Genomic DNA, 21,480 nt, shown 5'->3' with positions numbered 1-21,480 from the left:
ATGATAGCCTCACACGAGCAAAAGATCAATACTGCATTCATCATAAGTGATGTTCGTGACTGGGGAATATCCTTGCCGAAGGGCAGTTTCACCAATATAATGGTGAATCGAAATCGAAACCCAGGAGGAAATCATGCCCTTGCTCCTTAACAAAGATGATGTAGCCAAGGTGCTCAATATGGCTGACTGCATGGATGTAGTCGAGAAGGCATTTGCCGAACTTGCCAACGGCACTGCGGTTCTACCGCTTCGCATTCCGATTACTCCCCCCGATGGCCTGGCGCTGTACATGCCGGCCTACCTCAAAGAGCTGGGTGCTCTGGCGTGCAAAGTTGTGACCGTGTACAAAAACAACCCGACGCAACACGATCTGCCGACCGTTATCGGCAAAGTTCTGGTGCAGGATCCTGTGACCGGTGATGTGGTTTGTATTATGGATGGCGGTTATCTCACTGCTGTGCGTACTGGAGCCGCCAGCGGGGTAGCCACGCGTTATCTGGCTCGTAAGACCGACGGTCAGGTGGCGGGGATATTTGGCGCCGGCGTGCAGGCCAAAATGCAACTGTGGGCTGTGGCAGAAGCAAGAAAGCTCTCGCGAGCTTTGGTCTTCGATCTCGCTGATGATGCGGTCGGCCGGTTCATAGATGAGATGGGTTCCAAGCTCGGAGTGGAAATTGTCAAAGCCGATTCGGCCGATGCGATTCTCGAACAGGCAGATATTATCTGTACCGCTACTTCATCGCCCACGCCGATTTTTGACGGCAGCAAGGTTCGTGCTGGAGTGCATATCAACGGCATCGGAAGTCATACGCCCGGTGCTCGCGAACTTGACACGGCCATAGTGAAGAAATCAACTTTCATCGCCGACTCGGTCGAGGCCTGTCTCAAGGAGGCGGGCGACATTATGATTCCCATTGCCGACGGTGAGTTGACCGCTGGTCATATTAAGGCCGAGCTGGGTGAAGTTGTAACCGGTAAGAAACCGGCTCGATCAAATGACGACGAGATCACACTGTTCAAATCCAACGGTTTGGCTATTCAGGATGTAGCGACAGCCAAACTGGTATATGATAAGGCGCTCGCGGCCGGCATAGGGACGAACGTGGATTTCTAAGTGGTTGATATTGTGTCAGGATACTAGAGACAACAAACATATGATGAAGCAGGAGCTTCCATGAAAGAAAAGCTGAAGGAGACGATTGCACTGTTGCGAAGTAAGGGAGTCGATTATGCCGACTGTCGCTTGGTGCGATGCGAAAAAGAATCACTCAAAGCCTCGGATGGGAATATCGATTCGATGTCGCGCAATCTCGATGTCGGAGTCGGTATCCGGGTGCTTTCCAAAGGGGCATGGGGATTTGCCGCCACTGCTTCGTTGACATCGGCGAATCTGAAGAAGACCGCTAACAAGGCTCTTCAGATTGCCCGCGCCTCAGCTATGACCGTTCACGAGCCGGTCAAACTGGCCGAGCAGGAGCCGTTTGTCGATCACTACCAAACACCGTACAAGAAGGACCCGTTTGAGGTGCCGACTGATGACAAAGCTAACCTTCTGGTAAGGGCATGTGAAGAACTCAAGAAGTCAAAGAAGATCAAGACAGCAGAGGCTTCAATGACTTTCTACAAGACTTCTAAGTTGTACGTGTCCACCGATGGAGCTGTGATTGAACAGGACTTGCTCGAATCGGGCGGAGGCTTCAACGCGGTCGCTTTCGACGGCAAGGAAGCCCAGAAACGATCTTACCCGAATTCGTTCGGAGGAGACTTCGGTACTGGTGGCTACGAGATAATCGAAAAGATGAAACTTCTCGACAACACTGACCGTGTTCGTGAAGAGGCTATCGCGCTGCTCAAAGCGGCTCCATGTCCTGACACCGAGACGACAATTATCATTAGCGGTCCGATGATGGCGCTACAAGTTCATGAATCATGCGGCCACCCGATCGAGCTTGATCGTGTGCTTGGAACCGAGATTTCGCTGGCTGGTGGATCGTTCATGACGGTGGACAAGTTCAACAAGCTGCAATACGGCTCAAAAATTGTCAACATCACTGCTGACGCTACCACTCGTGGAGGGTTGGGGACGTTTGGCTATGATGACGAGGGTGTGAAGGCGCAACGGACACCGATTATCAAGAAGGGTCGTTTTGTTGGCTATCTCACCAGTCGTGAAACTGCTCCTGTGGTAAATCAACGCTCAAATGGAACCATGCGGGCCGATGGCTGGAATCGTCTGCCCATTATTCGTATGACCAATATCAATCTTGAGCCGGGGAAGTGGGAGCTTGAAGACCTCATCGCCGACACGAAGAAAGGTATCTTCTTCGATCTCAACAAGAGTTGGTCTATCGATGACCGCCGACTCAATTTTCAGTTTGGTGTTGAAGCTGCCTGGGAGATCAAGAACGGCAAGCTGGGTCGGATGTTCAAGAACGCCACCTACACCGGTATCACCCCGGAGTTCTGGAACTCATGTGATGCCGTTTGCAACCGTAAACATTGGCATGTGTGGGGTGTCCCGAACTGTGGCAAAGGGGAGCCGATGCAAACGGCCCATGTTGCCCACGGGACAGCACCAGCGCGGTTCCGTAATGTGAAAGTCGGGGTGACAAAATGATCGGCAAAGGGAAACTATTCAAACGGCTGGAAAACGTCCTGGCTCGTTCGGGAGCCGACCAGACTGAAATTGTCTACATTGGTCATGAATCTGGCCTGACACGATATGCCAACTCGTACATTCATCAGAATGTGTTTGAGAACAATAGTACTATCTTTTTCCGGACAGTGCTTGGTAAGCGAGTGGGGGTTGCTTCGACCAACTCACTGGTTACAGCCGATCTGAGAAAGACAATGGCCGACTCGATTGAGATAGCTCGCCAACAACCGGAAAATTCGCATTTCCCCGGTCTGCCCGGTCCGGCTAAGTACAAGAGTGTGGATACTTTCGATGATTTGACCGCCAGGTTCACGCCAAGAGATCGAGCTATGGCAGTCAAGAAGATCATCGCCGAGGCAAAGCGTAAACGGTTTACTATGGCTGGTGCCTGCGCCAGCGAAAGCGGGGAGATTGCAATTATAAACTCCCTCGGCGTGCGTGCTTACCAGCCGCTGAGCGCGGCGTCGGTCAATATGATCGCGATGTCCGATACATCATCGGGGTATGCTTCGGCAACCTCGCGTCATGTAGCCGAACTGGATTTTGTGGGGTTGGCCAAAAGAGCGGTCGATAAGTGTGACCTGTCACAGAATCCGATCCAGGTCGAGCCGGGGGATTGGGAAGTCATTCTCGAGCCGGCGGCTGTGGCGGAGATGCTGGAATGGCTCAACTATGTGAGCTTTGGTTCTAAACCATTCGAGCAGAAGATGTCGTTCCTCTCGGGCAAGATCGGTCGCAAGCTGACTTCGGAGATGGTCTCTATCTATGATCATGGACTCGACACGAAATCTATTGCTTTCCCGTTTGATTTCGAAGGTATGCCGAAGAAAAAGGTCATGATCCTCGATAAAGGCGTTGCCAAAGGAGTGGTCCATGACCGAGCTTCGGCGCTGAAGGCCAAGACCAAATCTACAGGTCATGCGATCACGCCAGATGAAAACGACGAAGGCGCGTTTGGTTTCAATCTCTTTATGGCACCCGGCAAGGCGAAGGCCAACAAGATGGTCTCCCAGGTCAAGAAGGGGATTCTTGTCACGCGTTTCCATTATCTCAATGGTCTGATTGATCCGCGCAATTCAGTGTTGACCGGCATGACCCGCGACGGGACATTCTTGGTCGAGGATGGCGAGATTAAGAGCGGAATCAAGAACCTGCGTTTCACCGATTCATTCCTTAGAGCGTTCAAGACGACGAAGGCAATTTCTCGCGAACGGGAGCGGATTGCATCATGGTGGAGTGCGGTCGGATGCACGACAGTCCCAACGGTGCATCTGGGATCGTTCCGTTTCAGCGGTAAGACCGAGCACTAGGCCACACTCTGCGTTGGTGTTTTAGGCATCACAATGATTGACTGTCGGGTTTCGGACCGGAGACGGCCCGGAACCCGACCTACTTTGCGAGCTGTCACCCTGAACTGGCCGTCACCCTGAGCGGAGTCGAAGGGTGGGCTGTTCCTCCCTACTCTGCCACCACGCCCATCTTCTGTATATCACTTCCCGCAGGGTATTGATAGACACGCAGGTCAAACTCCGGAATTACTGCCAATATATGATCGAAAATATCCCCCTGGATTGCTTCATAGTTGGCCCAGACCTGATCATTGCTGAAAACATAAATTTCAATCGGCAAACCATGTTCTCCCGGCGGAAGCTGGCGGACAAGGAAAGTCATATCGTTATGAATTTTAGGATGATTGCGCAGGTAGGCGACAACATAGGCTCGGAAGGTTCCGATGTTGGTCATGTTGCGACCGTTGACAAGGACTGACGTATCGACACCTTGTTGTTCGTTGTCTTTCGTAACTTCGTCTCGCCGCGACTTAATGTAGTCGGTGATCAGCTCAAACTTTTCGAGTCGGTCAAGCATCTCCGGCGTACAGAACTTCACGCTGGTCATATCCAGACTGATCGAACGTTTTATACGCCGTCCGCCGGACTCACTCATCCCGCGCCAGTTCTTAAACGATTCGGAGATCAGCGCATAAGCGGGGATGGTCGAGATCGTTTTATCCCAGTTCTGAATCTTCACGGTGTTTAGGGTAATGTCGATCACATCGCCATCGGTGCCATGTTTCGGCATCTCGATCCAGTCGCCGATGCGGACCATATCGTTGCCGGAAAGCTGAATGCTGGCCACCAAACCGAGGATGGAATCTTTGAAGATCAACAGCAGTATGGCAGTCATGGCACCCATGCCGCTGAGGATGGGCCACACCTGGATATTCATCATCATGGCCAGCACGACTATACTTACACCAACCGTAGCGAAGATTTTAACGATTTGAATGTATCCCTTAATGGGGCGGTTTTTCGACATCTCAAAGGTCCGATAGATGTCTATTACAGCACTGAGAAAGGCGTTGAATGCGAGCAGTCCGGTGAGGATCATGTAGACGTTAGCGGCCCGCTGCAAAATATCCTGTACGGGCGGGAAAAGATAAGCAGAGAAATAGATGACAACCGCCGGGGCTAGATGAGATAGGCGGGTAAAGACTTTACGTTCGAGAAGAACGTCGTCCCAATTGGTGCGTGTCTTCCTGATAACGCGACCAACCGCGACCAGGACGATCTTCTTGGCGATGTAATTAGATACCCAGGCCAGGATGATAACTCCCAGGGCTACTCCGACCCAGCTCAGGTAGCCAGCCCATTGTGGAGTCAGGCCTGTATCGGTCAACCAGTTTGCGAGTTGCTCCTTCATATTTCTATCCCTTCCTAATGATAGGTCGAAACTGTCTTCAGTCTCGACAGGCATTGCCTGTTCTAGTCAGGTTGCAAACGACCTGACCTACACTTGAAAGGAATGGGACCGTGCACCTGTGAAACAACAAGTTTTCGCAGGAATGACACCGGGGGGCGTTATCGCGCGGCTGGCCTTTCGACTTCGTTCACAGGCATCAGTTGGTTGGGTGATATAGGTGCCCCATCCGAATGAGAAGTCTGTTACAGCTTCATTGTCATGACGATTGTTTCGCGCTTGTAGGGAAGAGGCCCGGCCAGGCGTTCGTCGGTATGTTTGAACCCGGCGCTCTCATAGAGTTTATTGGCGGCAAGGAGCTGCTTGCTGGTGGTGAGAATCAGGCGTTCGGTTCCAAGATGACGTGCCCTGTCAATTGCAGCATCCAATAGTCGACGCCCGACTCCAAGTCCGCGAGAGGGTTTAGAAACACCCATCTTAGCCAACTCGTACATCGTGGGACTGTGTTTGAGCAGGGCGCAGGTTCCGAGAACTTCACCCGCTACAACAGCGAAAAGGATATATCCTCCCAGGTCGAGTACGTTTTTCTGGGGATCTTCCAGAACGATTCGGTCGTACGGTTCGATCGAGAAGTATTCCTCGAGCCATTCGTAGTTGATGTCACGGAACATGTTGGCATACTTCCGATGGAAGTCGACGATCTCAATCTCTGAATCTGCGAGTGGTTTTTCCGACATATCATTAACCGGATGTTTTTGAGCCTGCCGGCTCGCAGGCGATTTTCCGTAGTACAAGCATCATCCGCCAGGAATCCTTGTCGCTGTCAAACGGTTTGTTAACGTCGAGGTCGCCATAGGTAGCTGCCAGCTCGAATCGTCCTGACAGCTCAATCAATGCGCGTATCAAACCGAATGGTATAGCGCGCCACTTCTCTCTGAACTCAAAGCGTTCCGTCTTCAGACCATGAGTCACGGCGTACTTGACTGTGCCGGTTTTGATCTCGGTTATGAGGTCCATCACTGCATCGGTACCCCAGTCGGTCTCAACCTTGATTCCATCGCCCTCTAGTTCCCATTTATCCTGTACGCCCTTTTCGCTGGGGAAGATGTCTCGCGGATGAGTCATTTCGATGATATAGAGGCCGTGCGGTTTGAGATTATCGGCGACGCATCGCAGATGCGTGACTATGTCCTCATTGGTCAACAGCAGGTGAATGGTAGCTATCATGCAGACGGCAAGATCGACTTGTTGGGGAAGCTCAAAGGAACGCATATCGTCTTCGATAATACGACACGGTAAGTTGTCTTTCGTGCATAGATCGGTGGCGTAAGAAACCATCTCTGGCGAGAGGTCGATACCATAGGTTTTGATCCCCCGACTGGCAAACTCACGGACATATTGAGCCGGACCACACCCAAGCTCCACCACGGACGTTATTTCTTTCATCCCGGCTTGTGCCGACGCCTCGGTCAGAAAATCGACGGCCAGTGAGAAGTCACGGAACCTGAAGGCTATGTCGTAGATCTGAGGTCTGGAATAAGGAGAATTAGTCACACCTCTGAATCCTTCAAATAGAGAACCGCCATCCGCAATAAAACTCATCACCGGCTTCTGCATCGGGCGGGCAACAAATACACTCCGTCTTGATGCGCGGATCGATAGTCGAGGCGAAACCGGCATATTCGACTAGTCCTACCGATTTGCACGGAAACAGCGGCATCTGTTTGCGCTTTCGGGCCGATTGCACCCGACAGTCAATCATGACAAACTCAAACGAATTGTCCGTCTCGTTACGGATGTCCTGAACATTAAGAAAAGCATACAGCCGAAATCCCAACGCCTTCTTCAGACCATCCAATCCACTGTGCTCGGGAATACTGTGCCGGGTCATGATTCGCCTGGCCTCGATGACAGTGAATTTTGCCCAAGCCTCAGTGTCCAACTCTATGGCTTTTTCAATCCCATACTGTTTTTCAACAGCCTGAAACCAGAGGCCGTCATGGGCCAGCCAGTTTTTGGCAAAATCAACCAGCATGTCCCGGGCCATGTCCCCGGAAAGTTGAGGACGGTCGTTCATAGTATCTTAGTCCTTCATAGAGGCCAGGAAGCGTTTGTTGTTCTTTGTCTTTTTGAGTCGATCCAGAAGGAACTCCATGGCCTCGATGGGATTCATCTCGGCCAGGAACTTACGCAGAATCCATATCTTGGTGAGGATATCCTGTTCCTGTAGTAGTTCTTCTTTACGAGTCGATGAACGGTTGATGTCCATGGCGGGGAAAATCCTTCGGTCGGAGAGACGTCGGTCAAGAACCAACTCCATGTTGCCAGTGCCCTTAAACTCTTCAAAAATAACCTCGTCCATGCGGGAGCCGGTCTCAATGAGAGCGGTGGCTACGATAGAGAGGGAGCCTCCCTCTTCGATATTTCTGGCCGCACCAAAGAATCTCTTGGGTTTGTGCAGGGCGTTGGAATCAACACCACCAGAAAGGATTTTTCCCGAGTGCGGGACGACGGCGTTGTGGGCGCGAGCCAGGCGAGTAACGGAATCGAGCAAAATAACCACATCATGACCATATTCGGTCAACCGCTTGGCTTTTTCCAGCACCATGTGCGCTACCTGGACATGGCGTTCGGCGGGTTCGTCGAAGGTTGAAGAAACTACTTCACCTCTGACTGATCGTTTCATATCAGTCACTTCTTCAGGGCGCTCATCAATCAGTAGCACGATCAGCTTAACCTCGGGATGGTTGGTCGTAATGGCCTGAGCTATTTTCTGAAGGATGATTGTCTTACCGGCCTTAGGTGGAGATGTTATGAGTGCACGTTGACCCTTGCCTATGGGACACATGAGGTCGATGATTCGAGTCGTGACTTCATCCGGTCCCATTTCCAGTAAAAAAGGTTCTTCTGGATAGAGCGGAGTAAGATTGTCAAACAACGTTTTCTGTTTAGCCAATTCCGGGTTCTCGAAGTTGACTACTTCGATCTTGAGCAGGGCAAAATAACGTTCGTTGTCTTTTGGCGGTCTCACCTGACCGGAGACGATGTCGCCGGTGCGTAAATCAAACCGTTTGATCTGCGACGGCGACACATAGATGTCGTCGGGTCCGGGGAGATAGTTATGAGATGGTGAACGAAGGAAGCCATAGCCTTCGTCGAGCGTTTCAAGGACTCCCTCGGCCAGGATTATGCTGTCGATGGCGGAAGTCGACTCCATGATTTTGTAGATCAATTCCGACTTGCGAAGACCGGAGACGCCGGGGATGTCGAGTTCTTCGGCGATCTTGAGAAGGTCGGCGATCGTTTTTGCTTTAAGCTCTTTCAATTCCATTTTCGGTTCCATTCAAATCTATTAACATTGTTTTCATATCGGTAGAGTTTCTATTCTTCCGTCAAAGCTTCAATTGGCGCATCTCCCCAAAGTTTCTCCAGGGCATAGAATTGCCTGGTTGGTTCTCGGAAGACATGCACCACGACGTCTATGTAGTCCAGCAGAATCCAGTTTCCCTCGTTCATCCCTTCAATGTGGTAGGGTCTGATGCCCTCTTCGCGAAGACCATCATTAATGGCTTCGGCAATTGCTTTGACCTGAGTGTCGACCGCACCTGAGACGATGACGAAGTAGTCGCAAACCGATGAGAGATTCTGCAAGTTGAGGATTTTTACATCAAATCCCTTCTTGTCGTATGCGATTTGGGCAATGCGGTGGGCAAGTTCGGCAGATTGCTGCTGTTTCAAATCTGTTCTCAGTCCTCCTCCGGTTTCTGTGCCAGTGACAGAAGAGTGTCAAAATCGAGTCCGGCGACCAGGGTAGCCGAAGCCTGTGTCTGGTTATATTCTAATGTTTTTTGTGCCACTTCATCAGGATCAAGTCCCAGCCGTTTGGCCAGAGCCTGAGCTACCTTCATATCCTCGCCATGTGCAATTATGAACGAGTGAGGCAAATCGCGTCCCTCAAAATCGGCTGTTTCCACAATTATTAAATCGAAATCACTCCCCAGATAAGGGCGGATCTCACTGGCGACCATCTTGGCATCTCCGCCGCCAGCATCAAGGATTCGCAGCCGAACCACATAGTCAGGAGTGTCAACCGTAAGGGATACTCCGCTCACAACTTTGGTTGTCATCAGTGATATGTAAGCTACTACAGCCACTAAAGCTAGCCCCATAGTCGCCAAAGCGATTTTTCTGATGTGGAACTTTCTCATGTTGAGGCCAATTGTAGCAGAATCCTTTGAAGGTTGGAGTGGGTCTCGGTCGCGAGGATGGCTCGAAGGGGCGCGGCGGCGATGTGAGTGCCTTGCCTCCCCGGCGGCAACGGGCATCCTGAGCCCGCGAGGGAAAGGTTATTAATATGTTAGTGGATGGTACCCTCCGTAGCGGGTTTGCATTTCTATTGACAGTCTAAATTTATCGGACGGATGATAATCAAGCTGAAAACCTGGTAACAACGTCGCACTATTTTTGGCGTCGCCCCGAATTGCGCCAATATTGTGCATAACACCAAGATTTAAAAAAAGCGAAAGTTTGGGAGAAAATTCATAGAACATCGTGGTATTGAGCAATCCGACCGAACCACTCCGTGCACCGGAGAAATAGGACAGCGAATAACTGTGCGATAAGTTCAATCTCGATAGATCAATCAATGATGCTGCGCGAGCAACTGGAGCCACACCCAGACTGTTGGCACGAGTAGTATTATCCAATGTAACCTGATCAACAGATTGTGCTGAAGCTGAGGCTGCAAGAGCCAGAGTAATTATTGCTGTCAGTAAGATTTTCATATGGGCACTCAAACTACATCCTTCCCCACTAATGTATTCTACCCGGACAAGCGGGTCAATAACAAAATGTTCCCCCTATTGAACTTATCGAAGCAATTATCGGGGGCCTTCACTCTTGTTACGTCGGAATAAGCAAATTTGACTAATAAATGATTCCTATTTCGATAGGAATTTTCGCTCCAGTTCCCCCAGTTGCTCGATCGAGTTGACACCTCGTACTTCATCAGCGTTTTTACAAGCAATCACTGCTACCCGTAAGCCATTGTTACGCATAATCTTCACCGTGTCGGTCAGGTAGTATTCCCCTTGGGCGTTGGAGCAACCAACATCCTTCAAAGCGACGAACAGTGCCCGGTTGTCAAAACAGAATGTTCCGCTATTTATCTCATTTATTGTCAGTACTTCCGGCGAAGCATCCTTGTGTTCGATAATTTCCAGCAAGGTGTCTGAATCTCCCTCGCGAACGATCCGCCCATAGCCGGTAGCGTCTTCGAGTACAGCTGAAAGACAAGTGGCGGAAGCACCAACGTGGCTGTGCAATTCAAACAGTTGATTTATTGATTGACTGGAGAGAAATGGCACATCACCGGCTGCGACAAGAGTCGTTCCATCAAAATCGGCCATAAGATCAGATGTCATTTGGACAGCATGGCCAGTCCCCAACTGTTCACGTTGCCAGACAAAGTCAACCTGATAATCGGTAAGCGCCTGCTTGATCAATTCTCCCTTGTGACCGATCACGATCACAATTCGGTCGAAGTCCATCGAAGTCAGGGTGTCCATAAGGATGGTAATCATCGGACGACCGTCGATTTTGTGCAGAACTTTGGGCAGGTCAGATTTCATTCGCTTGCCCTGTCCGGCAGCAAGGATTATAGCCGCTTTTTTGTCAGGCATTTGATCCTACCAGCTTGCGTGAATCTAAGTCGGAGAGAAGTGTTTTATGACAGAGCTTGTCTATTTTTATCATCAACATGAACGATAGCCGGTTTGAAATCAGCCGCCTCCGCACGATCCATGTGACCGTAGGCGATGATGATAACCAGGTCACCGACTGATCCCTTACGAGCGGCGGCGCCGTTTAAAGTGATTGTTCCACTGCCTGCCTTGCCCTCAATGACATACGTCTCGAACCGTTCACCATTGGAGATGTTGGCCACCTGGACTTTCTCATACGGGATAAGATCAGCGGCGCGGATCAAATCGGAGTCGATTGTTATTGAACCAACATAATCGAGATTGGCCTCGGTTACAGTGGCTCTATGAATCTTTGATTTACAAACAGTTATAAGCATTCATCACCAGTCACAATTAAATTCCGTATCAACACCAAAATATACGCCTCGATGCCGGATCGTCAAGCAGTTTGAAGGGCGACTTTCCTTGACTTCTGTCGGCAATCCTCGCTGTCATCTTCAACGTCCGGCTTTCCAATTGGTTCCACGCCTTCGACAGTCAATCGACATCGTGGGTAACAGCCTCAAGCGTGAATCTCAACCCAGTTACGGGCTGGAAAAATCGCCAGTTCTTCGGAAATATCATCAATGGCACGGACCACGTTCTTCCAACTGACCAGGTGTTTAGCCTTATTAGGAAGAAGCCACCTATGTTCGACATTCTCTTCGGACAAGACAACTTCGGCGCCTTCATCCACTATTGCCACGATTTGAGGCAGGATCCATATCTTGTCATTCTCCGGCTCATAGAATTGAATAACATACTCGGTCGCCCACATGCTTAGGGGAGCAAGTCTGGTTTCTTCCACCAACTCACGTTTGACGCATTGAGCGATCGTTTCATTTCCCCTCCTGCCACCAGTAACAAATCCCCAGAATCCTCCATAAGATTCACCCGGACCCCGCTTGAGGAGCAAAAACTTCCATCCGTCAGGGTCTTTCTTGATGACCGCAACGCTCACACCCGGTGATTCGATTCCGATGTTTCTTCGCTCTTTCAAACCAGTTTCTTTCGCACTTTGAGTTGCCGAGTCTAACAAATTCTGGCCTAATCTATGTATATAAAGGAGAATATCAAGGGCAAAATGGGTTCGGAAGCGACAGCCTCATCCAGGCTCTCCCCAGAGATTGATTGACATCGACACCGACAAGGAGCGAATTCGGATTTACTGTGCGTGACAAGTGCTTTGCTGCAGCAGATTGTCCATTCTGGACCCTGATCGACATATCTTCCGGTAGTAGGAGATGACATCTAAGATGTTGCGTACAAACAATATAGGTTGCGGGTGTTAATTCTCCGGCGGTCGGCGTAGGTTTTGCAGTGGAGGGGGCAGACATAGTATCAGACAATCGAAAGGAGCCACCGGTGCAAAAGATTCTCGCCATAATCGGAGTTCTTGTTATAGTAGCCATGTTGATGTCAGGGTGTGACAAAGAGAGGATAGTGACATCGACTGAAGTCATTCATGATATTGAATATGTCCAACTGCCCCCGGACACAGTTATCCAATATGATACGGTATCGATCTCTGATCCGGTCACTATCTATGAAGTAGACACCGTGATTCTGTATGACACCACTTCTCAGAATGTGACCGATACCGTTTATCAGGTGAATACGGTTTATGATACTGTAGTCCAGATGACTTATGTCTACGATACCATTGTGCAGGTGGATCATATCTACGACACAATCGTCCAATATGAATATGTCCATACCGTAGACACCGTAGAGGTCACAGACACGGTAACAAACACCCAATGTTCACCCAACGAGACCTTTGCAACTACGGCGATGGAGTATCACTGCAATCCGCTAGTGTTGGAGATGATAAACCAGGAGTTCGGTTATACCGATGGCTGGGTGTTGTACTTGACCGAATGGCAGGTGGGTATCTCTCAGCCAGGCACAGGGACTTATGATATCCATGGCTATATTGACTATTGGACACCGGACTGGTCAGCCTACTATCCGATTGAATACAGCTGGCGCCTATCGTATGTGAGCGGTGATCCCGCGATTCCGACCAACTGGCAAATGTCGGAGCCGCCGACCGCAGTTGCTCCTATGGAGCCGGGCGTGAGCCTGCGCGGAACTGTGGTAGAGGCTGTACCAGCTTTGAAATAAAACGACCTACATCGCTTGAGATATATGGCAATGCCTGTACTTGGCAATGCCAAAAGTACCGCTCAAAATTGGGCGGTACTTTTTTTGTGTATGGTCGTAGTGGGTGCCGCAACAACAATGTCATTCCCCCATCCTGTCACCCTGGTTCATGGTGGCCCATTTGACCTTTGTCACCCTGGTGAAAACCGGGGTCCAGTCATCTCTTCCCAAAATGGCTTTGTTTGGTAATATGCACTTTGCGTTTTTGGCGTAACTCCTTATTGTTAGGCGCGTACGGCGAAATTGCTTATAGTTTCAAGCGGTGAAATTGTAGTGAATCTGAAACACTTTTCGTATTGCTTTTGGATGATAATTGCAGTTCGTCTGTTATGTGCTTGTCTCATAAACAAGGGTCAGGGGGAAGAAACTGGGGTGGAGTTGTGGGGAAAGTGGGGTCAGACAAGCCTGCCACTCGCTACGCGGCTGTTACAAGAAAGTGATTGTCAATTCTTTGCCAGACACGCATATTGCTTCTAATGATTCAAGTTGAGTACAGAATTCCCGTGGATACTGGCGATTCGGTTTTGCGCTCTACTCGAGGGAATTCATAACGAGAACAAGGGGGGGAATTGACTTCTGACAACAGCCCTAGAGTAGTGATTCTAAGCGACAGAGTCGCCGATGAGGATGAACTTGGATCGCATCAATCAATAGCTGATTCCATCGCCGACCTCATTTCCTCCGACCAAGATGGTCGGTCTATCGCGCTCACAGGTTCATGGGGTAGTGGTAAATCATCAGTTGTCGAAATGCTGAAACAGAAATTGGGAGGCGATACTCGCCTTTTTCTTTACAACGCCTGGGCACATGAACGCGATCCGCTCCACCGGTCGTTCCTGGAGAGACTCGGGGATTTTCTTTCTGAGACGAATTGGATATCATGTCGCAATTGGATCAAAAAGAGAGCAATGTTAGCGAAAAAGAGGGAAACCACGAGGACAACCCACAACCGCAAGCCAACTGTTGCGGGTGTGTTCTTCGGTTTGTCAGTGTTCCTTTCACCCATTGGCCTTGTATTACTAAATCAATTGAAATGGGACGGGACGGATAGCCTCTGCCATCAAATGGGCTCTTTCTTGTCAATCCTGCCAATACTAGTCGGTCTTGTGTGCTTAGGGCTAAGTTATTGCACCAAAGACGAGGATAAGCAGAAACGTCTGAGAAGCGTACTGTCTACCGATTCAAGTGACACAACAACAAATGATACCTACAGAACACCAGAACCCACCGCGATTGAGTTTCGGAGATATTACGGAGAATTGTTGGCGGAATGCCTACATATTCCTGAGAGACGACTCGTAATCGTCGTAGACAACCTTGATCGACTTGATGCCCCCAATGCACTGGCGGTTTGGTCCACCATGAAAACATTCCTGGAGAACTCTTCAATTGACTCTGAGACTTGGTCGGGTCGCGTATGGTTGATAGTACCGTTTGCTCCGACTGCCGCTGAGCGACTATGGAACGGAGACACTTCTAAGGGCAAAGAGAACGGAGACGCTGCCGAACGTAGCGGGAGAGGTGGTTTGGCTGTATCCTTTATTGAAAAGACTTTCCAAGTTTCCTTTCACGTCCCCGCGCCAGTTTTGTCAAACTGGGAAGAGTACTTCATGACCATGCTGCGCCAGGCGCTTCCAGATGAGAAGGACGATGAACGGCTGCACTTAGTGGGACGAGTGTTTAGCCACAAAAAGGTAAAAGGCGTGGAAGCACCCACTCCTAGGGAAATCAAGGTCTTCATCAACCGTGTTGGAGCGCTCTACCGCCAATGGCATTCTGATATCAAGCTTCCAGTTCTAGCGTTGTATGCTGCGATTGAGAATGACAAAGGACTTGTTGAGAAACTTAGAACTGAGAACGAATCGATTGCCGGGCAAGTTCTGCCGCCTTATCTGGGCGACGATTATCTTAGGTTGTTGGCGGCGGTGCACTACAATGTCCAGCCGGATGAAGCAGACCACGTATTGTTGGGACCCAAGCTCGTAAATATCATTGAGAGCAACCAGGCCGAGGAGTTTTCGAAAATGCGAGCTCTAACAGGTTTCGAAGGCGTGCTTGAGAGAAGTGTTGAAGAGAGAGTCGCCTACTGGATTACGGAAGATCGCTCGACCATTGCTTGGCTGGCATGTCAGCTTGACGACGGTGGCGAGATGGGCAGAAGTGCGAGGAACACATGGGATATCCTGTGCCGGACGGCGAAGAAGGTAGGAGCCTGGCAGTACATAGACGAACACATAGGCATGGGACTGGTGCAACTCCTAAAGCACTGGAAGGAGGACAGCGATTTTGCCGCGAAGGTGCTTGATGCAATCTCTATGACCGAACCTGAACCGGCTGAAGATGACCAAACAGGCGGCAGTGTGGCTGCCGAACCGTGGTTGAAGAGCTGTGCCTTGGTACAGGAATGGGTGCTTGACCGGTTTGGTAGTGACATTGTCTCTCAACACTTCCGGTGTCCGGGTGATGCGAAGATGTACCTCGCTATTGTGTCTCACGCTATCGACGGAGGTTTTTCTCCCTCGCTGATAGGGAACCTTAGGCCAAAGGTCCCCGCAAGCGATATCGTTGAAGAGATAACCAAGGTTGTTGCCGATGGAAAGTACTCAGCGACTATGCGGAAGGTTGTTGAGAATCTCGCGGCCATGAAGATTGGCTGTCCGTGGGAAAGTTTGACTAAGGCCGCATTTACCCGGACTCAGGCACCGAACGAGTTAGAACCAGAGGAATTGGCGGCCTTACTCGGAACACTGAAAGATCTGGAATCTTTTACGCAGCAAGCCCCCGCAGGGCTGACTGCACTTGCAACCAAGGCACACATCTTCCACCATATTCATACGATGCACGGGAAGCAGCACTCGCCCTCCATGGCCTTATGCCTTTACTTGATTTTGAAGTACAACGCCAATGCTTTGGTCGCAACAGCGCGGGGCAATTCTGCTAACGGAGTTCATGTATTCAACGACATGAAGGTTAAACCGTCTATCTGTGGTTACGCATTGGACGATTTGATCACTGTTTTAATTGGGGCTGGTGAAACCAGTTTACTCATCGGTTCGTTAGCTGAGGACAAATCCGTTGAGCCTTTGAGACTGGAGCTTGTGAGACGACTTGCCCAACGCGAGGATATATTGGATCTCGTACCAGTACAGGATTTTGTAAGTCAAGAGATAGACTTCTATAATGCGCTAAGGAGTGAGGACGCCACCTATCAGACAATTGTTAACGGGTACATAAGAGATGCCTCATTGATCGATTCTCTTGTGGAGGAGTCGTTTGTTCCGGGGCTAGCGAGCCTTTACTGCGCTGTGTTGCTATCCCCAGACGCAACTAACGAAAAGTACTCGGCTTGGTTAGTGAGCAAACTCAGACAAGTGTCTGAAAACCGGTGGGTTTCGGAATTGGATGCTGTATATTGCAGTCTCTATGATCTTCTTGCCTCTCTGCGCACCAAGGATGTTGAGATCGGACTTGAAGTGCAATTTCGCAACGCTCTGCGCACGTACATTGATAAGCTAAATGCAGGCTCACCTCCAAATGCCGACTTGGGCGGGGTCTGGACAGATATGCTTGGCAGCTTGGATGAAGACTACCGAAAGACCTTTATCTCGGAGACTATCGACAACATGATTGATGCAAGTACTTCTTACGCAAAGACGATCCAGCTTTTCGGGGCTGCATTGTTGGATTGCGAGAGACTTAATATTGCCAAGGACAACATAATTCAGAAGGGCTTCACAAATTTCATCAAATATGAGCGCATTGACGAATTGCACTGGTTTTCCAATGTTATAAAAGAATGCCCCGACGTCCTAAAGAAAGCCCGAAGAGAAAATAGGAAGACCTTCAAGGGCGAGGTCGCCAATCTGCTTGCCAAGGGAGAGCTCGAAGAGGAAATCCTAGCTGTGCTATCAGAGATTGGTGAGACAATTGGTGTTAAGCCAGCCAACGACAAGAAGGAAGACACAAGCGAATCGGAGTAGTGGTCAGCTTTCGGCTCCGCTCACAGGCACTGCCCGATTGGGTGACTCCATCGTACTGGACCCCCGCCTTCGCGAGGGTGACAAATAAAGTAATACCTCCCGGCCCAAGTTTGAGCATGGCACCCGCCGATGTGCTCTTTGATCCCACAGCAAGCTGTTGGCCACCAATAAGACTGGACCCCTGTTTTCACAGGGGTGACAGAGAGGTGAGACTGGATCCCCGCCTTCGCGGCGATATCATCGCGCGGCGATATCATCGCGTGGCGATATCATCGCGTGGCGACATCGTCGCGTAAGGGTGACAAAGTGCGAACGTGACAAATTGAGAGTTTTCTGTTCCCCTCACAGCGGTATTCGGTTATCTTTCCAACAACCGAGTACCCGTCAGCGAGGAATTGATGAGCAGTTTACACGTCACAAGTATAGCCAAAGAATTATCCCTTGGGGCACCACAGGTCGAAGCAGCTTTGAAGCTGCTGGATGACGATGCCACGGTGCCATTCATCGCCCGCTATCGTAAAGAAGCGACGGGAAGTCTCGACGAAGTAGCCATCACCACGATCCGTGATCGTATCACCCAATTGCGCGAACTCGACAAGAGAAAAGAAGCGATTCTCAAATCGCTCGACGAGCGTGATCTTCTTACCGATGAACTCAAAACAAAAATCGAAACCGCAAAAAATATGGCCACGCTCGAAGATATCTATCTTCCATTTCGTCCCAAGCGTCGCACCCGCGCCACAATCGCCCGGGAACGTGGTCTGGAACCGCTGGCCGAATTGATTTTCACGCAGGACGCTATTGATCCTGTGGCCGAAGCAGGTGCGTTTATCAACGAGGAGAAAGATGTTGCCACAATCGAGGATGCTCTGGCGGGAGCGCGTGATATTGTGGCCGAGTGGGTCAACGAAGATGCCGACGCGCGCGCTCGATTGAGAGCGCTTTTCCAAGATGAGGGGACAATTCGTACAACCGTAATGATGGGCAAGGAAGCGGTGGGAGCAAAGTTTTCGGATTACTTCGATTGGGAGGAGAGAGTCGCGACTGCTCCTTCCCACAGGGTGCTGGCCATGCGTCGCGGAGAGAATGAAAAAATATTGTCGCTGAAGATCGGGCCACCGGTGGAAACAGCCGTAGGAATTCTCACGGGCATATTTGTCATCGCCGACAACGCCGCCTCCGAGCAAGTCCAGCTGGCCGTTGAAGACAGCTATAAAAGATTGCTCGCTCCGGCGATGGAAACAGAAATCCGTATGGAGATGAAGAAACAGGCTGACGAAGAAGCGATCCGTGTTTTCGCCGACAACATCCGTGAACTGTTGATGGCGGCTCCGCTGGGACAGAAACGGATTCTTGCCATTGATCCCGGGTTTCGTACCGGATGCAAAGTTGTCTGCCTTGATGCCCAGGGGAAACTCCTGACTAACACGACTATCTTTCCGCATAAGTCAGAGAAGGAACGCAACGATGCCGGGCAGGATATCAAAGCGCTGGTTGAGAAATTCAAAACGCAGATAATCGCTATTGGCAACGGTACCGCCGGGCGCGAGACGGAAGCATTTGTTCGCGAATTAGGCCTGCACGATCATATCGTCATTGAGATGGTGAACGAGTCGGGTGCTTCGGTGTACTCCGCATCGGATGTGGCGCGTGAGGAGTTCCCCGAGCACGACATCACTGTTCGAGGTGCAGTTTCAATCGGGCGACGCCTCATGGACCCTATGGCTGAACTCGTTAAGATTGATCCCAAGTCGATAGGCGTCGGACAGTATCAGCATGATGTGGATCAACCATCGCTGAAAAATCGCCTTGATGACGTCGTGGGAAGTTGTGTCAATGCTGTCGGAGTAGAGGTCAATACGGCAAGCAAGCAATTACTAACTTACGTCTCCGGTCTGGGTCCCCAACTGGCCGGGAACATCGTGGCCTATCGTGACGAGCATGGCCCTTTCAAAGCGCGTAAGGTGCTCAAGAAAGTCAGCCGTCTGGGTCCCAAAGCTTTTGAACAGGCAGCCGGGTTTCTTCGTATTCGCGATGCTGTGGACGCTCTCGATAGCAGTGCTGTTCATCCCGAAAGCTATCCGGTAGTATACTCTATGGCGTCCGATCTTGGCTGCACAGTGGCGGATCTCGTGGCTGACGAATCGCTACGAGGGAAGATCAAACTTCATGACTATGAGAGTGACACGGTTGGGATGCCGACGCTGCTTGATATCCGTGATGAATTGTCCAAACCAGGAAGGGATCCGAGAGGAGATTACGAGGCTTTTGATTTTGATCCTTCGGTCAAAAGCCCGAGTGATCTCGAACCGGATATGATTTTACCGGGGGTTGTTACCAACGTGACTGCTTTCGGGGCCTTTGTTGATATAGGAGTGCACCAGGACGGTCTGGTTCATATCAGTGAGATGGCTGATCGGTTTGTGAAAGACCCATCGGAAGTTGCCAAGGTCGGCCAGAAGGTGAAAGTGACTGTTCTGAATGTTGACCACGAGCGCGGACGGATTGCGTTGTCGATGCGAAGTGGGGCGGGGGAGTAATGGTCGCGCAGTCTTGACAATGTCCTGCGTTTGTGTTATCATAATATTGTAAGCCTACTAACTGCCAGACGTGTTCTTGCCTCGGCTCTCGTCCAGAGGTAACAATGAAGATGTTGTCGCCACACGAAAGGTCTGCTATGAAACACCTTGCACGGTCGATTCTTGTTCTGAGTCTAGTGTTCTTTTGTGCTGCTAACGTCGTTGCACTCGATTGGCCGGTATTCCCCGACAGCACTGTTCACCGCCTCGGGAATAACTATGGTCAGTTCCAGTGTTATGGAGGGTCGAGTTGCTCCCCATATATGCATTCGGGTATTGATATCATGGTGCCGCCCGGGACGCCGGTGTATGCGATCAAGTCGGGCTGGGTTAAGGCTATAATCACCACCTCGGCGGAGTTGCACTGGCGAGTTGTTGTCGGAGATTCGGCCGGGACTGATACGTGCCTGGCTTACATGTATGCCCACCTCACCCAATACAGTATTACTGTCACCGGTTTGGAAGTTGGGGATTGGGTCGAAGAAGGTACCAAGCTGGGCGAGATCGTTTCGTTTCCGTATGACTTTCATCACCTTCATTTTTCGCTGATCCGTTTTTGGGGGGAACAATGGAGATGGGAAACTGATTGGTATTACTGGGAGTTCGCCGGCAACCTTTTGGATGAACTTGACGGTCTCTATGATCCCGATCCACCGGTTTTCGACGATGTTTGGCCGGATCAATTACTGGCCTTCAGTGACAATCTGTCGAAGACCTATTTTTCCGGAGACGACTCGATCAGCGGCGATGTCGATATTATCTGCCGAGCCTACGACTACATCAATGACTATGACCATAAGCTCATTCCATATCAACTGGAATATGCTATCGAGGGTGATTCATCTATTACATGGACAAATTCATTTTGTTTCACTGGCTCGCTCGGTCGCTACTCGGAGATTAATGATGATGTGTATGTTATCTTTCGCAACGATGATGTGTGCGAAACGTATGGCGATTACGACCTTCGCCAATACTATTTTATTATGACCAACACTGATGGCGACTCGACGATTGAGCTTGAGGACGTTCCTGAGTGTTGGTCGACAGCATCATTCCACAACGGCGACTATATGGTGCGCGTGCGAGCTCATGATAGAGCCGGTAATTCGACCGAAGATTCAATGATCGTAACTGTAAGCAACTACTTCTCCCTCTCAGGCACTGTGACCATGTCAGTTGGGGATGACGATCTGTCCAGTACACTAATCACTGTCTTGTCTGACGGCCAATCCACAACCACCGATGAATTTGGCGACTATACCATTGATTCTGTCGGGGGCGGTAGCCAAATGATCGAAATCAGCCGTTGGGGATGGGAGACGGTTGACACAGTTGTAATGATGGCACAGAATAATCAGGTCGATGTTGTGCTGAACCCGGGATACTGCTGTCTAAATCGTGGCAATCTCGATAACATCATTGGTTCCGGAGGACCTGTGGATATCGCTGATCTCACTTTTCTTGTGTCCTACCTGTTCCTGGGTGGAGACGCTCCGTGGTGTACGGAAGAAGGAAATGTTGATGGCATAACAGGTGAGGGAGGTCCAATAGATATTGCTGACCTGACCTATCTGGTTTCGTACTTGTTCACTGGTGGTCCTGCCCCGCCGGCGTGCCCATAATAATGTCCATGCACTTGCACCAGGGTGCATAACATT

18 protein-coding genes are annotated in these 21,480 nt (G+C 50.3%); 7 read left to right on the top strand and 11 right to left on the bottom strand.

The genetic code is table 11. The features are described 5' to 3' along the window. The first annotated feature begins 133 nt into the window (after positions 1-133). From KOO62_02310 to KOO62_02300, 3 genes are read left to right on the top strand one after another with little or no spacing between them, the layout of a single operon-like run. On the top strand, positions 134-1,114 hold the full coding sequence (locus KOO62_02310) for an ornithine cyclodeaminase family protein (GenBank protein ID MBU8932817.1): 981 nt from the start codon (positions 134-136) through the stop codon (positions 1,112-1,114). Positions 1,115-1,174: 60 nt separating this feature from the next. After that, complete coding sequence (locus KOO62_02305; protein ID MBU8932816.1) at positions 1,175-2,617, top strand: TldD/PmbA family protein; 1,443 nt, start codon at positions 1,175-1,177, stop codon at positions 2,615-2,617. Then, positions 2,614-3,966 carry a TldD/PmbA family protein gene (locus KOO62_02300; protein MBU8932815.1) on the top strand — a complete coding sequence of 451 codons (1,353 nt, stop codon included), beginning with the start codon at positions 2,614-2,616 and terminating at the stop codon, positions 3,964-3,966. The genes KOO62_02305 and KOO62_02300 overlap by 4 nt, the downstream gene beginning before the upstream one ends. 148 nt (positions 3,967-4,114) lie before the next feature. Here KOO62_02300 and KOO62_02295 read toward each other — a convergent pair whose 3' ends face one another. From KOO62_02295 to KOO62_02245, 11 genes are all read right to left on the bottom strand, one after another. Continuing rightward, a complete protein-coding gene (locus KOO62_02295) occupies positions 4,115-5,356 on the bottom strand; it encodes a mechanosensitive ion channel family protein (GenBank protein ID MBU8932814.1) in 1,242 nt (413 codons plus the stop codon). A gap of 242 nt (positions 5,357-5,598) precedes the next feature. Then, positions 5,599-6,090, bottom strand: coding sequence for a GNAT family N-acetyltransferase (locus tag KOO62_02290; GenBank protein ID MBU8932813.1), 492 nt, complete (start codon positions 6,088-6,090; stop codon positions 5,599-5,601). Positions 6,091-6,094: 4 nt separating this feature from the next. Then, positions 6,095-6,955 carry a class I SAM-dependent methyltransferase gene (locus KOO62_02285; GenBank protein ID MBU8932812.1) on the bottom strand — a complete coding sequence of 287 codons (861 nt, stop codon included), beginning with the start codon at positions 6,953-6,955 and terminating at the stop codon, positions 6,095-6,097. Further along, positions 6,921-7,430 carry a hypothetical protein gene (locus tag KOO62_02280; GenBank protein ID MBU8932811.1) on the bottom strand — a complete coding sequence of 170 codons (510 nt, stop codon included), beginning with the start codon at positions 7,428-7,430 and terminating at the stop codon, positions 6,921-6,923. The genes KOO62_02285 and KOO62_02280 overlap by 35 nt, the downstream gene beginning before the upstream one ends. Before the next feature lie 6 nt (positions 7,431-7,436). Then, positions 7,437-8,684, bottom strand: a complete 1,248-nt coding sequence (rho, locus tag KOO62_02275; protein ID MBU8932810.1) for a transcription termination factor Rho — start codon at positions 8,682-8,684, stop codon at positions 7,437-7,439. A gap of 50 nt (positions 8,685-8,734) precedes the next feature. After that, on the bottom strand, positions 8,735-9,091 hold the full coding sequence (gene rsfS / locus KOO62_02270; protein ID MBU8932809.1) for a ribosome silencing factor: 357 nt from the start codon (positions 9,089-9,091) through the stop codon (positions 8,735-8,737). An 8-nt stretch (positions 9,092-9,099) separates the two neighbouring features. Further along, the gene (locus KOO62_02265) at positions 9,100-9,561 is read right to left on the bottom strand and encodes a hypothetical protein (GenBank protein ID MBU8932808.1); all 462 of its coding nucleotides are present in this window, start codon (positions 9,559-9,561) and stop codon (positions 9,100-9,102) included. A 141-nt stretch (positions 9,562-9,702) separates the two neighbouring features. After that, on the bottom strand, positions 9,703-10,137 hold the full coding sequence (locus KOO62_02260; GenBank protein MBU8932807.1) for a hypothetical protein: 435 nt from the start codon (positions 10,135-10,137) through the stop codon (positions 9,703-9,705). 156 nt (positions 10,138-10,293) lie between these two features. Then, positions 10,294-11,034, bottom strand: coding sequence for an NTP transferase domain-containing protein (locus tag KOO62_02255; GenBank protein ID MBU8932806.1), 741 nt, complete (start codon positions 11,032-11,034; stop codon positions 10,294-10,296). 44 nt (positions 11,035-11,078) lie between these two features. Beyond that, a complete protein-coding gene (locus KOO62_02250) occupies positions 11,079-11,432 on the bottom strand; it encodes an aspartate 1-decarboxylase (GenBank protein MBU8932805.1) in 354 nt (117 codons plus the stop codon). A gap of 185 nt (positions 11,433-11,617) precedes the next feature. Continuing rightward, positions 11,618-12,094 (bottom strand): NUDIX domain-containing protein, encoded by a 477-nt coding sequence (locus KOO62_02245; protein ID MBU8932804.1) that lies wholly within the window; start codon positions 12,092-12,094, stop codon positions 11,618-11,620. 365 nt (positions 12,095-12,459) lie between these two features. Here KOO62_02245 and KOO62_02240 point away from each other — a divergent pair, with 365 nt between their 5' ends. The 4 genes from KOO62_02240 (at position 12,460) to KOO62_02225 (ending at position 21,444) form a co-directional block, all read left to right on the top strand. Further along, complete coding sequence (locus tag KOO62_02240; GenBank protein ID MBU8932803.1) at positions 12,460-13,221, top strand: hypothetical protein; 762 nt, start codon at positions 12,460-12,462, stop codon at positions 13,219-13,221. Between the two features lie 608 nt (positions 13,222-13,829). Beyond that, entirely contained in the window at positions 13,830-17,240 is a 3,411-nt protein-coding gene (locus KOO62_02235; GenBank protein ID MBU8932802.1) for a KAP family NTPase, read from the top strand. A gap of 398 nt (positions 17,241-17,638) precedes the next feature. Next, positions 17,639-19,780, top strand: a complete 2,142-nt coding sequence (locus KOO62_02230) for an RNA-binding transcriptional accessory protein (protein MBU8932801.1) — start codon at positions 17,639-17,641, stop codon at positions 19,778-19,780. 137 nt (positions 19,781-19,917) lie between these two features. After that, positions 19,918-21,444, top strand: a complete 1,527-nt coding sequence (locus KOO62_02225) for a peptidoglycan DD-metalloendopeptidase family protein (GenBank protein MBU8932800.1) — start codon at positions 19,918-19,920, stop codon at positions 21,442-21,444. The last annotated feature ends 36 nt before the right edge of the window (positions 21,445-21,480 follow it).

The sequence above is a fragment of the Candidatus Zixiibacteriota bacterium genome (assembly GCA_019038695.1).
Taxonomy (GTDB): Bacteria; Zixibacteria; MSB-5A5; order GN15; family FEB-12; genus B120-G9.
The sequence above is the reverse complement of the archived record's forward strand: the minus strand, read 5'-3'. Positions and strand labels throughout refer to the sequence as shown.